This window comes from Pseudomonas sp. GW821-FHT09C08, assembly GCF_059418125.1.
Genome location: NZ_JBWKPG010000006.1, coordinates 272,599 through 289,495, shown reverse-complemented (window position 1 = coordinate 289,495; position 16,897 = coordinate 272,599). Strand labels below are relative to the sequence as shown.

General features: G+C 62.5%; 16 protein-coding genes. 12 read left to right on the top strand and 4 right to left on the bottom strand.

Features of this window, described 5'->3' with window-relative positions; all coding sequences use genetic code 11:
* The first annotated feature begins 403 nt into the window (after window positions 1–403).
* Window positions 404–1,402 (top strand): magnesium chelatase ATPase subunit I, encoded by a 999-nt coding sequence (locus AC07OJ_RS22090; protein ID WP_495095198.1) that lies wholly within the window; start codon window positions 404–406, stop codon window positions 1,400–1,402.
* 53 nt (window positions 1,403–1,455) lie between these two features.
* Complete coding sequence (locus tag AC07OJ_RS22085; RefSeq protein WP_495095245.1) at window positions 1,456–2,058, top strand: vWA domain-containing protein; 603 nt, start codon at window positions 1,456–1,458, stop codon at window positions 2,056–2,058.
* Window positions 2,059–2,362: 304 nt separating this feature from the next.
* Here AC07OJ_RS22085 and AC07OJ_RS22080 read toward each other — a convergent pair whose 3' ends face one another.
* A complete protein-coding gene (locus AC07OJ_RS22080; protein WP_495095244.1) occupies window positions 2,363–3,310 on the bottom strand; it encodes a DUF1853 family protein in 948 nt (315 codons plus the stop codon).
* 147 nt (window positions 3,311–3,457) lie between these two features.
* Between AC07OJ_RS22080 and AC07OJ_RS22075 the strand changes: the two genes are divergently transcribed.
* The 6 genes from AC07OJ_RS22075 to pepN are packed head-to-tail and all read left to right on the top strand — an operon-like array spanning window position 3,458 to window position 9,958.
* Complete coding sequence (locus AC07OJ_RS22075) at window positions 3,458–4,348, top strand: NAD(+) kinase (protein ID WP_003217892.1); 891 nt, start codon at window positions 3,458–3,460, stop codon at window positions 4,346–4,348.
* Window positions 4,345–5,319 carry a metallophosphoesterase gene (locus AC07OJ_RS22070; protein ID WP_371920703.1) on the top strand — a complete coding sequence of 325 codons (975 nt, stop codon included), beginning with the start codon at window positions 4,345–4,347 and terminating at the stop codon, window positions 5,317–5,319. Before AC07OJ_RS22075 ends, AC07OJ_RS22070 begins: the two co-directional genes overlap by 4 nt.
* Window positions 5,316–6,185 carry a rhomboid family intramembrane serine protease gene (locus tag AC07OJ_RS22065; protein ID WP_106804171.1) on the top strand — a complete coding sequence of 290 codons (870 nt, stop codon included), beginning with the start codon at window positions 5,316–5,318 and terminating at the stop codon, window positions 6,183–6,185. The genes AC07OJ_RS22070 and AC07OJ_RS22065 overlap by 4 nt, the downstream gene beginning before the upstream one ends.
* 14 nt (window positions 6,186–6,199) lie before the next feature.
* A complete protein-coding gene (locus tag AC07OJ_RS22060; RefSeq protein ID WP_016972751.1) occupies window positions 6,200–6,460 on the top strand; it encodes a YeaC family protein in 261 nt (86 codons plus the stop codon).
* Complete coding sequence (locus tag AC07OJ_RS22055) at window positions 6,457–7,287, top strand: DUF2797 domain-containing protein (protein WP_065906465.1); 831 nt, start codon at window positions 6,457–6,459, stop codon at window positions 7,285–7,287. Before AC07OJ_RS22060 ends, AC07OJ_RS22055 begins: the two co-directional genes overlap by 4 nt.
* 13 nt (window positions 7,288–7,300) lie before the next feature.
* Window positions 7,301–9,958 (top strand): aminopeptidase N, encoded by a 2,658-nt coding sequence (gene pepN, locus AC07OJ_RS22050; RefSeq protein ID WP_495095197.1) that lies wholly within the window; start codon window positions 7,301–7,303, stop codon window positions 9,956–9,958.
* Window positions 9,959–10,004: 46 nt separating this feature from the next.
* Here pepN and AC07OJ_RS22045 read toward each other — a convergent pair whose 3' ends face one another.
* The gene (locus AC07OJ_RS22045; protein ID WP_106804168.1) at window positions 10,005–11,051 is read right to left on the bottom strand and encodes an aldo/keto reductase; all 1,047 of its coding nucleotides are present in this window, start codon (window positions 11,049–11,051) and stop codon (window positions 10,005–10,007) included.
* A gap of 159 nt (window positions 11,052–11,210) precedes the next feature.
* On the opposite strand from AC07OJ_RS22045, the gene AC07OJ_RS22040 reads away from it, so the two are divergent.
* The 4 genes from AC07OJ_RS22040 (at window position 11,211) to AC07OJ_RS22025 (ending at window position 14,098) form a co-directional block, all read left to right on the top strand.
* The gene (locus tag AC07OJ_RS22040; RefSeq protein ID WP_120450711.1) at window positions 11,211–11,927 is read left to right on the top strand and encodes a helix-turn-helix transcriptional regulator; all 717 of its coding nucleotides are present in this window, start codon (window positions 11,211–11,213) and stop codon (window positions 11,925–11,927) included.
* Between the two features lie 51 nt (window positions 11,928–11,978).
* Entirely contained in the window at window positions 11,979–12,314 is a 336-nt protein-coding gene (locus tag AC07OJ_RS22035; RefSeq protein WP_065906474.1) for a nuclear transport factor 2 family protein, read from the top strand.
* Window positions 12,315–12,329: 15 nt separating this feature from the next.
* Entirely contained in the window at window positions 12,330–13,433 is a 1,104-nt protein-coding gene (gene zapE, locus AC07OJ_RS22030; RefSeq protein WP_495095196.1) for a cell division protein ZapE, read from the top strand.
* A gap of 173 nt (window positions 13,434–13,606) precedes the next feature.
* Entirely contained in the window at window positions 13,607–14,098 is a 492-nt protein-coding gene (locus AC07OJ_RS22025) for a GNAT family N-acetyltransferase (RefSeq protein WP_065906481.1), read from the top strand.
* 89 nt (window positions 14,099–14,187) lie between these two features.
* On the opposite strand, the gene AC07OJ_RS22020 is transcribed toward AC07OJ_RS22025, so the two are convergent.
* Window positions 14,188–14,409, bottom strand: a complete 222-nt coding sequence (locus AC07OJ_RS22020) for a hypothetical protein (RefSeq protein WP_065906738.1) — start codon at window positions 14,407–14,409, stop codon at window positions 14,188–14,190.
* Window positions 14,410–14,551: 142 nt separating this feature from the next.
* Entirely contained in the window at window positions 14,552–16,786 is a 2,235-nt protein-coding gene (locus AC07OJ_RS22015) for a TonB-dependent siderophore receptor (protein WP_495095195.1), read from the bottom strand.
* Window positions 16,787–16,897: the final 111 nt, after the last annotated feature.

The following is a 16,897-nucleotide window of genomic DNA, read 5'->3' as shown; positions in this document are numbered from 1 at the left end:
CGCGTTACTGAGGGTGTGCAGGCTTTTTGTGGCAAGTCGCCTTACTGAGGGTGTGCAGGCTTTTTGTGGTGAGCGGGCTTGCCCCGCGTTGGGCTGCGAAGCAGCCCCAAAACCGCACGCTGCGGTTTGTCAGAAACAAATGCGTTGGCTTTAATGGGGCTGCTGCGCAGCCCAACGCGGGGCAAGCCCGCTCGCCACAAAAAAGCCCACTGGCTGAGAGGGTCCTGCTAGTTACAACAAGCTCACTGGCTGACGGGGGGCTGCTGGTCACAACAGGCCCACTGGCTGACGGGGGGGCTGCTGGTCACAACAAGCCCACTGGCTGACAAGAGGCCTACTGGTCACAACACGCTCGACCACCACAGGAAACCGCCTGTGCCGCAGAATTTAACGAGAAATAGGCATGACTGATATTCCCCATTTTCCGCTGTCCGCCGTGGTCGGCGCCGATGACTTGAAGCTGGCGCTGTGCCTGACTGCCATCGACCCGAAGATTGGCGGTGTGCTGATCGAAGGCCCGCGCGGCATGGCCAAGTCGACCCTGGCGCGCGGCCTGGCCGACTTACTGGCCAGCGGGCAGTTTGTCACCTTGCCGTTGGGCGCCACCGAAGAACGTCTGGTCGGCACTTTGGACCTGGACGCTGCGCTGGGTGAAGGTCGCGCGCAGTTTTCCCCCGGCGTGCTGGCCAAGGCCGACGGGGGCGTGCTGTATGTCGATGAAGTCAACTTGCTGCCCGATCACCTGGTCGACCTGTTGCTGGACGTTGCCGCCAGCGGCACCAACCTGATCGAACGCGACGGTATTTCCCATCGGCACTCGGCGCGGTTTGTGCTGATCGGTACGATGAACCCGGAGGAGGGCGAGTTGCGGCCGCAGTTGCTGGATCGCTTCGGTTTCAATGTGGCGTTGAGCGGGCAGACGTTGCCGGCCGAGCGTGGGCAAATCATCCGCCGTCGTCTGGATTTCGACAGTGACCCGGCGGCGTTTTGCACGCAGTGGGCCGAGCAGCAGGCCGCGTTGCGTGAGCGCTGCACCCAGGCGCGGGCGCGGCTGGAGAGCATCGCGCTGGATGATCAGGCCTTGGCGCAGATCACCGAGCGCTGCTTTGCTGCGGGTGTCGATGGCTTGCGCGCTGATCTGGTCTGGCTGCGCGGCGCCAGGGCCCACGCGGCGTGGCGCGGGGCGACCGCGATTGCCGAGGAAGATATTGACGCGGTGGCGGAATTTGCCTTGCGCCATCGTCGCCAAGCGCAATCCCCAGCGGCCAGCCCGCCGCCTGAAGGCCAGGCGCCCAAGCCGTCGGATACCTCGCCTGGCCAAGGCCAATGGGGCGATATGCCCGCACCGGCCCTGCCCACGGGCGCCCGCCGAGACGTGCCCAGCTGGCCAAAAAAGCCCTAGGCATCCGCCCCCGACCTGACGCGGGGGCGGATGCCCGTCCCACCGCGGGGCGACTGGACAGAGGCAGGCAGGGCAAGGCGCGCAGCGCGAAGCAGGGCGCGGTCAACTGGCCGGGCACTTTGCTCGGTGGCCGACCGCAATCGCGTGAAGACTTGCGCTACCACCTGCGCAGCCGTTCGGCGCATGAATTGTGGCTGGTGATCGTCGATGCTTCGGCGTCTACCCGTCGGCACCGTGCATTGACCGACGCCAAAGGTTTATTGGCGCAATTGTTTGATGATGCTTATCGCCAACGGGCACGCATGGCGTTGCTGACGGCCAGCGGGCAATCGCCCGCATGGCCGGTGCAGGGGCTCAAGGCGGCGAAAAGCCTGGCGGGCTGGCTCGAACAGCTGGGCGCGGGTGGCGGCACGCCGTTGCTGGCGGCGTTGACCGAGGCGGGGCATTGGTTGGCGGCACGGCGCAAGCGCTATCCGACCGAGCAGCAGCGCTTGCTGGTGATCACCGATGGGCGGCTCAAGACGATTACCGGGCTGCCGTTGCTGGAGTGTCCGGGACTGTTGGTGGATATCGAGCGAGGGCCGATCCGATTGGGGCGCGCGCAGGAACTGGCGGCCGAGTTGCAGCTGGAATATCGGCATATCGATAGGCTGTAGTGCCTGGACTATTGCTTTCGCAGGCAAGCCAGCTCCCACATTAATAAGCAGCGCGCTTGAAATGTCGGCCTGGCTTGCCCGCGATGGGCCCCTCAAGTCTGCCCTAAACCCCCGCAGCCAACCCAATAACCAGCCTGAAATACGCTCCAAATGTGGGAGCTGGCTTGCCTGCGATGAGTCCCTTGAACCCGCCCCAAAACCCTCACCCAGACCCACAGCTAACCCAATAACCAGCCTGGAATACGCTCCAAATGTGGGAGCGGGCTTGCTCGCGAAGAGGCCATCAGCCACCCCGCAAAAATCATCAGGTGCTGCCCGGCACGTTCGGCCACAAATCAGCCACCAGGAACAATCGCTCGGCTTCCTCCCAGTCCTCACCGACTTGCACCATGCGCACCAGTAGCTGCGCCGGCGCCATCGGCTCCAACTCCGCGAGCCAGCCCTGCATTTGTTCCGCGCTCCACACTTCATCCGCGCGGTAATGCGCGGGTGCCAGCCATGCGTGCCGGGGCAGGGGCTGCCAGCGCCCAGGCGGGGTGGTGCGGACAAACTCCTGCCAGTCACGCTGATGCAACCAGCGCCCGCGCAAATGCTGCGGGTGGGCTCCTCGGGGCGGCTCCGCCTGGCCCGGCCAGGGATAGAGCAAATACCCCCCAAGCCACAAATGCGCGTCGAACTGCTGGATATCCAAGGCGCCCAGCGCGTCACGGCTTTCCGGCCGCGCCGAAATCGGCAGTTGATGCTGGGCCAGGTGCGCCAGCTTGCGATCCAACCGGTCATGGCAGCCCGGGCCGAGCCACTGCGCAGTGTCCTCGCCGTTGCCGTGCTGGGGGCCGAGATAGAGCTTGATCGCCAGTTCCAGGTGGTGCACGCCCTCACGGTCGCGCAGCAGCATGTCGAGCTCGCCCAGGGTGTGCCCGGCGCGGCGGATCGGCAGGTTGGCGGCCAGCAGCTCGACGCCCGGCGCATGCTGCACGGCGAACTGCCACAGGCGTTCGTAGTAGAAGCCCAGGCGGCGCGTGCGCGACAGGCTCAGCCAGTGCTGCAAGGCGCTGCTGTCGCGGTCGAGTGTGCGGAGCCAGTGTTCAAGCCGCTCGGGCGCTTGCACCCAGTCGCTGCCGGCCAGCGGGTGGCGCTGCGGCCACGGCGTCTGCGCCAGCATCGGCGGGGCGAGCATCACCCACGCCAGGTCGCGCACCTCGGGGTGGCGCAGTTGGCGGGGCAGGTTGTGCAAATCCGGGAACACAGTCATGAGTCCGAGCATAGCCTTTTAACCGCTGCGCAGGTGGCTGAGAACCGTTGTCATCAAGGCTTCACGGCGACAAAGGATTTTGCCTCAGGCGGCCTTTCGCCCATAATCGTTTCTTTTTTGCCACACCCCAAATCCCGCAGGAGCCCCATGGAGCAATTTCGCAATATCGGCATTATCGGTCGCCTGGGCAGTACCCAGGTGTTGGACACCGTCCGCCGGCTGAAAAAATTCCTGCTGGAACGCCACCTGCATGTGATCCTCGAAGACACCATTGCCGAGATTCTCCCCGGCCACGGCCTGCAGACTTCCTCCCGCAAGATGCTCGGCGAAGTGTGCGACATGGTCATCGTGGTCGGCGGCGACGGCAGCCTGCTCGGCGCCGCCCGGGCCCTGGCGCGGCATAACGTGCCGGTGCTGGGGATCAACCGTGGCAGCCTGGGGTTCCTCACCGATATCCGTCCCGATGAGCTGGAAGTCGAAGTGGCCAAGGTCCTCGACGGCCATTACCTGGTGGAAAACCGCTTCCTGCTGCAAGCCGAAGTACGTCGCCACGGCGAGGCCATCGGCCAGGGCGATGCGCTCAATGATGTGGTGCTACACCCCGGCAAATCCACGCGGATGATCGAGTTCGAGCTGTATATCGACGGCCAGTTCGTGTGCAGCCAGAAGGCCGACGGCCTGATCGTCGCCACGCCGACCGGGTCCACGGCCTACGCGCTGTCGGCCGGTGGCCCGATCATGCATCCCAAGCTGGATGCCATTGTGATCGTGCCGATGTACCCCCATATGTTGTCGAGCCGGCCAATCGTGGTCGATGGCAACAGTGAGCTGAAAATCGTGGTGTCCAAAGACATGCAGATCTACCCGCAAGTCTCCTGCGACGGGCAGAACCATTTCACCTGCGCCCCCGGTGACACCATCACCGTGAGCAAGAAGGCGCAGAAGTTGCGGTTGATCCATCCGCTGGATCACAACTACTACGAAGTGTGCCGCACCAAGTTGGGCTGGGGCAGCCGCTTGGGGGGTGGAGGCGACTGATGCTCGATCCCGCGCGCAGCTACGACCTGATTGGTGACGTGCACGGTTGCGCCCATACCCTTGAGCACCTGCTCGACCGGTTGGGCTACCACAAGCAAGGGGGTACCTGGCGCCACCCGTCGCGCATGGCGGTGTTCCTCGGCGATATCATCGACCGTGGCCCGCGCATTCGCGAGGCGCTGCATATCGTCCATGACATGACCGAGGCCGGTCAGGCGCTGTGCATCATGGGCAACCACGAGTTCAATGCCCTGGGCTGGACCACACCGGCGCCGCCGGGCAGTGGCAAGCAGTTCGTGCGCGAGCACAACCCACGGCATGCGCGGTTGATCCAGGAAACCCTGACCCAGTTCGAGCAGCACCCGGGCGACTGGCACGACTTCCTCGGCTGGTTCTACGACATGCCGCTGTTTGTCGATGCCGGGCGTTTTCGCGTGGTGCATGCGTGCTGGGATGACGGCTTTATCCAACCGCTGCGCGCGACCTTCGCGGACGGCTGCATCGACCCGCACTTCCTGCAGGCCGCCGCCGTGCCCGGCAGTTTTGCCTGCAATGCCTTCGACCGCCTGTTGCGCGGCACCGACATGCGCCTGCCCGATGGCCTCACGCTGACCGGCGGCGATGGGCTGACGCGTTCGTTCTTTCGCACCAAGTTCTGGGAAGACGACCCGAAAACCTACGGCGACATCGTGTTCCAGCCCGACGCCTTGCCGGAGCCGGTGGCGCGCACCCCGTTGTCGTCCACGCAAAAAAATTCCCTGCTGCGCTATGGCGTCGACGAGCCCCTGCTGTTCGTCGGCCATTACTGGCGCAGCGGCAAACCGGCGCCGATCCGCCCGAACCTGGCCTGCCTGGACTACAGCGCCGTGCTGTACGGCAAGTTGGTGGCGTACCGCCTGGACCAGGAAACCCAACTGGATCCGCGTAAATTCGTCTGGGTCGACGTTGAGCGACCTGAGGTCATTAAATGAGTACCGTGGCTGTATTGCGCCTGCCCCTGAGCGTCGACCTGGGTGGTTTCGTCAAATTGCTGCAACGCATGCAAGTGCCCCATCGCGTCAGCGAAGAGGCGGGTGAGCAAGTGTTGTGGGTTCCGGAAACCATCAGTGAAGACGTGCGTGTGTTGTACCAACGCTTTCCCGCCGGCGATCCCGACCAGCAACTGGATATTCCCGAGCAGGCGCCGGTTTCGCGCCCCGGTTTTATCCAGCAAGTGCGCCACAGCCCGGTAACGGCGCTGGTGCTGCTGGCGAGCATCATTGTTGGCGCGGTGACCTTGCTGGGTGAGAACCTGCAAGCCATGAGCTGGCTGACGTTCCTGCCGTTTCGGGTGATGGGCGAGTACATCCAGTTCACCCCGTTCGCCGACATGTTGGCGTCAGGGCAGTGGTGGCGGTTGGTCACGCCGATGCTGATCCACTTCGGCATCCTGCACCTGGCCATGAATGGCATGTGGTACTGGGAGCTGGGCCGGCGCATCGAAGTGCGCCAGGGCAGCATCAACCTGCTCGGCTTGACCCTGTTGTTCAGCCTGGTCTCCAACTACGCTCAATACGCCTACGGTGGCCCCGGCCTGTTTGGCGGGTTGTCCGGCGTGTTGTATGGCTTGCTCGGGCATTGCTGGATCTTTCAATTATTGTCGCCCAACCCGGCCTATCGCTTGCCCCGTGGGGTGCTGGTGATGATGCTGGTGTGGCTGGTGCTGTGCCTGTCGGGGCTGGTCTCGATGATCGGCTTCGGCGAAATCGCCAACGCTGCCCATGTCGGCGGCCTGGTCATCGGTTGCCTTACCGGTTTGCTCGGCGGGTTGTACAACCGTCGCAAATCCTCTCTTTGATAAGGAAGAGCCTTATGTCCTCTTTTGCTGAAATGATCGAAAACATCACCCCCGATATCTACGAGAGCCTCAAGCTCGCGGTGGAAATCGGCAAGTGGTCCGATGGCCGCAAGCTCACCGCCGAGCAGCGCGAGCTGTCCCTGCAGGCGGTGATCGCCTGGGAAATCCAGAACCTGCCGGAAGACCAGCGCACCGGCTACATGGGCCCGCAGGAGTGCGCGTCCAAGTCGGCACCGGTGCCGAACATCCTGTTCAAGTCGGATGCGATCCATTGATTGAAATTGGTCGCGGTGCAGTCAGCAAGATGTCGGCGCAACTCGGTGAGCCGACTGTTCAATACGCGTTTCGCCTGGGCGATGTCGAGGTGCCGGTCAACCCGCTGATCGGTACTCACGTGCGCCTGGAATACCTCGGTGCCATCCATTGCAGCCATTGCGGCCGCAAGACCAAGACCAGCTTCAGCCAGGGGTATTGCTACCCGTGCATGACCAAGCTGGCCCAGTGTGACCTGTGCATCATGAGCCCCGAGCGTTGCCATTACGACGCCGGCACCTGCCGTGATCCGGGCTGGGGCGAGCAGTTCTGCATGACCGACCACGTGGTGTACCTGGCCAACTCGTCGGGGATCAAGGTCGGCATCACCCGCGCCACCCAATTGCCTACCCGCTGGCTGGACCAGGGCGCGAGCCAGGCGCTGCCGATCATGCGCGTTGCCACTCGCCAGCAGTCCGGCTTTGTCGAGGACCTGTTCCGCAGCCAAGTGGCCGACAAAACCAACTGGCGAGCGCTGCTCAAGGGCGATGCGCAATCGGTGGACCTCAAGCACGTGCGTGATGAGCTGTTCGCGGCCTGCGCCGAAGGCCTGGTGACGTTGCAGGAACGCTTTGGCCTACAGGCCATCCAAACGATTGCCGACATTGAGCCGATCGAAATCCGCTACCCGGTCGAGCAGTATCCGACCAAGATTGTCAGCTTCAACCTGGACAAGAACCCGATTGCCGAAGGCACGCTGCTGGGGATCAAGGGCCAATACCTGATCTTCGACACCGGCGTTATCAATATTCGTAAGTACACGGCCTACCAGCTCGCCGTGCATCAGTAGAAGGATGCCATCCATGCGCACCGAACAACCGAAGATGATTTACCTGAAGGACTATCAGGCGCCGGACTACCTGATCGAAGAGACGCACCTGACCTTCGAGTTGTTCGAGGACCACAGCCTGGTCCACGCGCAGCTGGTGATGCGCCGCAACCCTGCGCGTGGCGCCGGCTTGCCGCCGCTGGTACTCGATGGCCAGCAACTGGAGCTGCTGACCGTCAACCTCGGTGACCAGGAACTGACGGCCGCTGATTACCAACTGACCGACAGCCACCTCACGCTGCACCCGACCCGCGAAACCTTCACGGTCGACACCAGCGTGCGCATCCACCCGGAAACCAACACCGCGCTGGAAGGCCTGTACAAATCCGGCAGCATGTTCTGCACCCAGTGTGAGGCCGAAGGCTTTCGCAAGATTACCTACTACCTCGACCGCCCGGACGTGATGAGCACCTTCACCACCACGGTGATCGCCGAGCAACATCGCTATCCGATCCTGCTGTCCAATGGCAACCCGATCGCCAGCGGCCCTGGTGAGGACGGTCGTCACTGGGCGACCTGGGAGGATCCGTTCAAGAAGCCGGCGTACCTGTTCGCCCTGGTGGCCGGCGACCTGTGGTGCGTCGAAGACAGCTTCACCACCATGACCCAGCGTGAAGTGGCGCTGCGCATCTATGTCGAGCCGGAAAATATCGACAAGTGCCAGCACGCCATGACCAGCCTGAAAAAATCCATGCGCTGGGACGAAGAAACCTACGGCCGTGAGTACGACCTCGATATCTTCATGATCGTCGCCGTGAACGATTTCAACATGGGGGCCATGGAGAACAAGGGCCTCAACATCTTCAACTCCAGTGCCGTGCTGGCCCGCGCCGAAACCGCCACCGACGCCGCGCACCAGCGGGTCGAGGCGATCGTCGCCCACGAATACTTCCACAACTGGTCGGGCAACCGCGTGACCTGCCGCGACTGGTTCCAGCTGTCGCTCAAGGAAGGCTTCACCGTGTTCCGCGACTCGGGTTTCTCGGCCGACATGAACTCGGCCACGGTCAAGCGCATCCAGGACGTGGCGTACCTGCGGACCCACCAGTTCGCCGAAGACGCCGGCCCCATGGCTCACGCGGTACGCCCGGACAGCTTTATCGAGATCTCCAACTTCTACACCCTGACCGTGTACGAAAAGGGCTCGGAAGTGGTCGGCATGATCCACACCTTGCTCGGCGCCGAAGGCTTCCGCAAAGGCAGCGACCTCTATTTCGAACGCCATGACGGCCAGGCCGTGACCTGCGACGACTTCATCAAGGCCATGGAAGACGCCAACGGCGCCGACCTCAGCCAGTTCAAGCGCTGGTACAGCCAGGCAGGCACGCCACGCCTGGCGGTGAGCGAGTCCTACGACGCCGCGGCCAAGACCTACAGCCTGACGTTCCGCCAGAGCTGCCCGCAAACCCCGGACAAGGTCGAGAAGCTGCCGTTTGTGATTCCGGTGGAGCTGGGCCTGCTGGACGCCAAGGGCGCCGGTATCGCCTTGCGCCTGGCCGGTGAAGCGACGGCTGGTGCCACGTCTCGCGTGATCTCGGTGACCGAAGCCGAGCAGACGTTCACCTTCGTCGATATCGCCGAACAGCCGTTGCCTTCGCTGTTGCGTGGCTTCTCGGCGCCGGTGAAGCTGAGCTTCCCGTACAACCGCGACCAGCTGATGTTCCTGATGCAGCACGACAGCGACGGGTTCAACCGCTGGGATGCCGGCCAGCAACTGTCGGTGCAGGTGCTGCAGGAACTGATCGGTCAGCATCAGGCCGGCCAGCCGCTGAAGCTGGACCAACGCCTGATCGACGCGCTGCGCACCGTCTTGAGCGATGAATCCCTGGACCAGGCCATGGTCGCCGAGATGCTCTCGCTGCCGAGCGAGGCCTACCTGACGGAAATCAGCGAGGTGGCGGATGTCGATGCAATCCACGCCGCGCGCGAATTTGCCCGCAAGCAACTGGCCGATCATCTGTTCGAAGGGTTGTGGCTGCGTTACCAGGCCAATCGCGAGCTGTCCAAGCAGACGCCGTATGTCGCGGCCGCCGAGCACTTCGCCCGTCGTGCCCTGCAGAACATCGCGCTGTCGTACCTGATGCTCAGCGGCAAGCCAGAAGTCCTGGCGGCGACGCTGGATCAGTTCGACACCAGCGACAACATGACCGAACGCCTCACCGCACTGGCAGTGCTGGTGAATTCGCCGTTCGAAGCGGAAAAAGCCCAGGCGCTGTCGGTGTTCGCGGAGAACTTCAAGGACAACCCATTGGTCATGGACCAGTGGTTCAGCGTACAGGCCGGCAGCACGTTGCCGGGCGGGCTGGCACGGGTCAAGGCGTTGATGGAGCACCCGGCGTTCAACCTCAAGAACCCGAACAAGGTGCGCGCGCTGATCGGCGCTTTTGCCGGGCAGAACCTGATCAACTTCCACGCGGCGGACGGTTCGGGTTATCGCTTCCTGGCGGACCTGGTTATCCAACTGAACGGCTTCAACCCACAAATCGCTTCGCGCCAGCTGGCGCCACTGACGCGCTGGCGTAAATACGACAGCGCGCGCCAGGCGCTGATGAAGGCGGAGCTGGAGCGCATTCGTGGCTCGGGTGAGTTGTCGAGTGATGTGTTCGAGGTGGTCAGCAAGAGCCTTGCCTGAATCGCCTGAATAAAAAAACGGCCTGTATAGGCCGTTTTTTTTTGCTTCAAATTACCGGTGGTCGAGGTGTATCCGCGCCGATATCGACAGGGAAACGCTCGGCAATGATGCCGTGCGGCACGCCCAGCGGGATGGCGCTGGCGGTGTCCAGGCGGGTGACCTGTTCGGCCGACAGGTGCACGCTCAATGCGCCCAGGGTGGCGTCCAGTTGTGCGCGCGTGCGCGAGCCGAGGATCGGGATCAACGCCGTGGTCGAACGTCGCGCCTTTTCGCGCAGCCAGGCGATGGCGACGTGGGTCGGGGTGGCGTCGAGTTCAGCGGCGACGGCCAGCAGGGTGTCGAGCACGGCGGTTTCGCGCGCGCTTTTTTCTGCGTGGACCAGAATCCCCATTTTGCTCGCGCGGGTGTCGCCTTGGCTTTCTCGGTACTTGCCGGTCAGGAAGCCGCCGCCCAACGGCGACCACAATGTGGCACCCAGGCCCAGCGCCTCGGCCATTGGCAGCAGCTCGCGGTCGGCGGTGCGCTCGACCAGGCTGTATTCCACCTGGATGCCGATGATCGGCGCAAAGTTGCGCACTTCAGCCAGCAGGTCGGCGCGGGCAATGCGCCAGGCCGGGAAGTTGGACAGGCCGGCATAGTGGATCTTGCCGGCGCGCACCAGGTCGTCGAAGCCGCGCAGGATCTCTTCCATGGGCGTGACGTTGTCGCTCATGTGCGCCCAGAGCAGGTCGATGTGGTCGGTGTTCAAGCGCTTGAGGCTTTCTTCGACCGCGCGCACCAGGTTCTTGCGGTTGTTGCCGAGCCTGATCGTGCCCTCATCGGACGGTTGGGTGCGCAGCGTGTACTTGGTGGCCACCACCAGGTTGTCGCGCTCGCTGGCGATGAATTCCCCCAGCAGCTTTTCGGCCTGGCCGAACTGGTAGCCGTTGGCGGTATCGAGGAAGTTGCCACCGGCTTCAAGGTAGCCATCGAAGATCGCCTTAGCTTCATCGCGCTCGGCGCCATGGCCCCAGCCCGTACCGAAATTACCGGTGCCCAGGGCCAGTTCAGATACCTGCAGACCGCTACGGCGGCCAAAGACTTTATTGCGCATACAAGGACTCCAGAGGCAGTGATGTGTCTTACATGTTTGGAAACATGTATTTAATATGATCGCGATAATTTATACGGTCAAGAGGCTTTTTACTGCTGACATTTCCTGACAGGGGGCTCTGGTAAGCTGCGGCACTTTTGTTTGTTCGGTGGGATCAACGTGTCGCGCACCACTCGTCTACTGACCTTGTTGCAGGCCCTGCGGGGCAAGAAGCGCCCGGTAACCGCTGCTGTGCTGGCGGCGCAGTTGGAGGTGTCCGAGCGCACGCTGTATCGCGATATTGCCGAATTGACCGCGCTGGGCGCGCCGATTTTCGGCGAGGCGGGGGTCGGCTACGTGCTGCGCAGTGGGTTGTTCCTGCCACCGTTGATGCTCAACGCCGAGGAAACCGAGGCCATTGTGCTGGGCCTGCGGTATGTGGACCAGCGTGGCGACGATGTGCTCAGCCGCGCCGCCGCCAATGCCTTGGCGAAAATCGCCGACGTGCTCGACCCGGCCGCCCAGGAGGCGCTGCGCAACCCCACTTTACTGCCGGGGCCACCCGGATTCGGTTACCCGGAGAACCGCGTGCCGCTGGATGTGTTTCGCGAGGCCATCAGGCACCAGGCCAAGCTGCAGATCGATTACGCCGATGCCAGCCAGACCCACAGCGAGCGCCTGATCTGGCCGCTGGCCCTGGGCTTTCTCAATGAGGTGCGGGTGATCGTGGCCTGGTGTGAATTGCGTGGCGCCTATCGGACCTTTCGCACCGACCGCGTGGCCAGCGCTCGCGAGAGCGGCGGGCGTTATCCGGGGCGACGCAGTGACTGGCTGCGGGCCTGGCGCAAACTGATGGAGTCGCATGAAAAAGGTCCGTTCACTCCTGACAAAAACTGACACAACCCTGGCTTAGCATGGCCCTACAACCACTCAAAAAGGAGCTTTGCCATGTCCATGCCTGAATTGGCCCCAGCCATCGCGGCCTATATCGCGGCGACCAATTCCCGCGACACCGCAGCCATCACCCAGTGTTTTGCCGACGACGCGAATGTCTTCGACGAAGGCCAGCACCAAGTCGGCAGCGCTGCCATTGCACGCTGGATGGAGGACACCGGGCGGCGCTACCAGCCGCGGGTCGAAGTGCTCAAGGTGCAGCATCGCACCGGCAAAGTGCTGGTCAGCAATGTGGTCTCGGGCAATTTCCCCGGCAGCCCGTTGGAGCTGCGCTACACCTTTCGCCTGAATGAGCAGGGCAAGATTTCGCGGCTGGATATCTCGCTGTAAGTCATACTGGCGGGCATGACTTTCGACTCGCCGCTGACTGCCTACCAACACGCCATCACCCAGCAGGGTTTCGTCGTCGACGCTGCCCAGCGCCGCGCGGTGGACGCCCTGCAAGCCTGCCATACCGCGTTGCATCAAGGCCGCGCGCCGATCCAGGGGGTTTACCTGTGGGGGCCGGTGGGCCGTGGCAAGACCTGGTTGATGGACCAGTTCTACCAAACCTTGCGGGTGCCGGCGCGGCGTCAGCACTTTCATCATTTCATGGGCTGGGTGCACCAGCGCCTGTTCCAGCTCACCGGCACCCACGATCCGCTGCAGGCGCTGGCACGCGAACTGAGCCGGGACGTGCGGGTGTTGTGCTTCGACGAGTTGTTCGTCAATGACATCGGTGATGCCATCATTCTCGGCCGCCTGTTCCAGGTGATGTTCGAGGAGGGCGTGGTGATGGTCTGCACCTCCAACCAGCCGCCCGACCAGTTGTACGCCGACGGCTTCAACCGGGACCGATTCCTGCCGGGTATCGCGGCACTCAAGCAGCACCTGCAGGTGGTCGCGGTGGCGGGCGCCGAGGATCATCGCCTGCACCCAGGGGTTGGCCTGCAGCGCTACTGGGTGAATCAGCCCGATGCACTGGCCGGCGTATTCAACCAACTGGCCGCAGGGCAGGCGGTGCACAGCGGGCCAGTGTCTGTCGGCCACCGCAGCATCGCGACGGTGCAGTTCAGTGACCGTGTGCTCTGGTGTCGCTATGCCGACCTGTGCGAGCAGCCCCTGGCGGCGATGGACTTCATGCTGCTCTGCGATCGCTTCAAGGTGATTTTGCTGGGCGAGGTGCCCAACCTGAGCGCTCAGACGCGTCCGGGGCGCATTGCCCGTGGCACCGAAGATGGCGCCGAGCGAGTGGTCGCCGGTGATCGTGAGTTGCCGCAGTTGTCGGTGCACGATGACAGCGTGCGGCGCTTCATCGCCTTGGTCGACGAGTGTTACGACCGCAAGGTGCCGTTGTTCATTGAGGCCCGAGTGCCGCTGGAAAGCCTGTACACCGAAGGCTACCTGGCGTTTCCCTTCCGCCGTACCCTGAGCCGGTTGCAGGAAATGCAGCTGCAGCGCTTTGGCTAACGCCTGTACGAAAATTTCGCGCAACTGACGGATTGGGCTTTTTTAATCGCAAACTCTTCGCACTTTCAGGCGCAGATTTGTAGTTAATCTCCTTCATCTGGAGCCGACGCCACGCTTACAATCGTGACCTTCAAAGGGAGACGATTCCCTTGTAGTCGCGATCGAGGAAGGCAATGGAAACCCCGGATATCCTGGTGCTGCAAGCCAGCTACACCAACCCCGTGCACGCCGACGCCATTGGCCGTGTGCTCAACCATTACGCCGAAGACCCGATGGGCGGTGGCCATAGCCTGTCCGCCGACCTGTTGGAACAGCTGCCGGCTGAGCTGGCCAAGCGTCCCCATGCGTTCAGTGTGCTGGCGTTTGTCGGCGGTGAGCCCGCGGGCCTGGTGAATTGCTTTGAAGGGTTTTCCACGTTCGCCTGCCGCCCACTGGTCAACGTCCACGATGTGGCGGTGATGAGCGCGTTTCGTGGCCTGGGGCTGAGTCAGAAAATGCTGCAGAAGGTCGAGGAAATTGCCCGCCAGCGGGGCTGCTGCAAGATCACCCTGGAGGTGCTTGAGGGCAATGCGGTGGCTCAGTCGGCGTACCGCAAGTTTGGCTTTGATGATTCGAAGTTTGATCCGGCGTATGGCCGCATGTTGTTCTGGAGCAAGGCGCTGTAATAACCAACAGGCAAAAAAAAGGCGCCATTAAATGGCGCCAAGTTAGCCTTGGTCACAGGAGCGGAATGACTAAGGAGAGTACGGTTGAATCAGCTGTTCGGTTGTTTCTCGTCGGTGGATTGTTCTGCCGTTACTTTCTTGAAGTCCTTGCCGTCGGCAGAGGCGGTTTGTTCGGTGGTGCCGTGGGTCTTTTGCTGCATGAAGGTGAAGTTGTTGTAAAACTCCTTCGAGCGCTCCGAGCCGCCTTCGGCAAAGGCGGCGGCGGAGGTCAGGGTCATCAGGCTGGCAAGCATCAGGGTGGAGAGTTTCATGGCAGTGTTCCCGTTAAGAGTGATCGGCATCCGGTCGCTCCTTGATCAGATTCATGGAGCGACTATGCAGCGATCTTATTAAGTGGGAGTTAACGTGACGCTGATGCAAAGTTAACGATTTCGTTAATGTTGGATTCCACGGTTAAAGCCGCCAGTCCAGCGCGAGGGTGACGGCGCGCGGGTCGCCCCAGTAAACGCCATTATAAAAGCCGACTCTTTCGTAATATTTTTTATCAAATACGTTGTTGATATTAAGCGACGCCGAAACATGGTCGTCGAATTGATAACGCGACATCAGGTTGACCACGGTGTAGGCCTGTTGCGTGATTTTCGCCCGGGTGGTGATCAAGTTACCTCCGCCATCGCGCTCGCCCGTTGGCCGGTTGCTGAAATCATAAATCTCACTCTGCCAGTTCACGCCGCCGCCCACCGTCAGCTTGCGCCACGCGCCCGGTAGCCGGTAGGCGCTGGTCACCTTCAGCAGGTTCAAGGGTTGGCCGGTGTTGTTGCGCTTGTCCGTGCCGTTCACCGAGTGGGTATAGGTGTAGCCTGCCGTCAGGTTCCAATCGGGCATGACTTCGCCGGCGACCTCCAGCTCAAAGCCGTTGACCTTGTTGCCTTTGCCGCCCGACTTGTAGAACTCCTCGCCGGTGACCGGGTTCGGCGCGACGGAATAGTCCCGCTCGGCGACGTTGTCCTGGGTGCTCCAGAAATAGGCCGCCGCCACGTTCAGGCGCTCTTGCAGCAGGCTGCCCTTGAGGCCGACCTCATAGTTGCTGCCCACCACCGGTTCCAGGTACTTCTTGTTGGCATCGCGCAGGCCTTGCGGCTTGAAGATATCGGTGTAGCTGGCGTACACGGTGTACACCGGCGTTACGTCGTAGAGCAGTCCGGCGTAGGGTGTCCACATATCATTGTGGGTCTGGGAGGTCTTGCCGGCTACGGTCAGCTGGTCATTGGCGTCGTACTCAGGCGTGGCGCTTTTCTGCTGCCAGCTGCCATAGCGACTGCCCAGTACTGCATGCAGGCGGTCGGTCAGGCTCAGGCGCGTGGCCAGGTAGCCGGCCTTCTGTTCCTTGCTGCCGTGTTCGCCCTTGAGGTCGGTGACGGTGTCGGGGAACTTGCCGATCCCGCCCATGTATTTCCAGTCATCAATCGTGTTGTAGCCGTCAGGCGTGGTACCCCTGCGCATGAAGGGCGAGGCATCGCGCTGCGCCGCCTCGCCATAGCCCATCATCAACGCGTGTTCGCGGCCGAGCAGCGCATAGCTGCCGGCCAGGTTGAGGTCGATCGCCTCCATCTTCGAGGTGCCGCGCATGTGGCTGGCCCACGCCTGCATCCCGCTGCGATCGTCGTTGGGGAAGCCCGCGCCGCCGTAGTACACCTTGCCGTCCGTGTCGCTCTGGCGATGGGTGTAGGCGGCCTTCACGTGCCAGTCGCCGCCCAGGCGATGGTCGAGCGTGGCGAAGGCGGTCTTGTCGGTCAGCGGCCAGGAGCTCCAGTGCGCCGCCATGTTGGTCGAGCGCGGCAGCTTGGCCTTGCCGCCCTGGCTGTTCCAGTACGGCACGGTGCCCCAGGAGGTGCCTTGGACTTCCTTGTCCTGGTAATCGAAGCCTACGGCGAGCACGGTATCGTCCGACAGGTCGCCTTCGAGAATCCCGTAACCAACCGTGCGTTGCAGCGCGTAATGGTCACGGAACGATTGACTGTCGCGATAGGCCAGCACGCTGCGCCCGCGCAGCTTGCCGTCGAATGCCAGCGGGCCGCCCACATCCACGTAGCTGTAGTAGTTGTCATGGCTGCCGCCGCTGATCCCGGTTTTCGCCTGCCAGTGGGCGGTAGGGCGTTTGCGCACCATATTGACGGTGGCGGAAGGGTCGCCGGCGCCGGTGGTCAAGCCTGTGGCGCCGCGCACCACTTCAATGTGGTCGTAGATGATGGTGTCGCCGTCGGTCTTCATGTAGCCGAACGTATTGAGCATCCCGTCGATCTGGAAATTGGTGATGCTATAGCCGCGGGAGGTATACGACACTCGGTCGGAGTCATTGTGCTGCACATTAACCCCGGTGGTCTGGCGCAGTACTTCGGTCAAGGTGTTGAGGTTGAAGTCGTCCATCTGCTGGCGGGTGATCACCGAGATCGACTGCGGGGTTTCCTTGACGGATAGGTTCAGGCGGGTGGCGGTGCTCATCGAGCCGGTGGTGTAGGCGCCGGTGTGCTCGGTCGTGGCGCCCAGGCCTTCAGCGGTGATGCTGGTGGCGCCCAGCTCGAGGGTCTTGTTTGGCTCGGGGTCGGTTTCAGCCCAGAGGTCCGGGCTCATAGCCACGCTGAACAGGCCGAGCGTGAAGGTCATGGAACGGGTAAAAGGCGCGATCATCGCGGCAGACTCCTTGTCGTCTTTGCGGCCACCCCGGAAAGGGAAGGCCTTGGCTCAAAGACGAAAGGAGGCGATGAACTTTAGGCTTAAACGAGAATGATTGTTATCTTT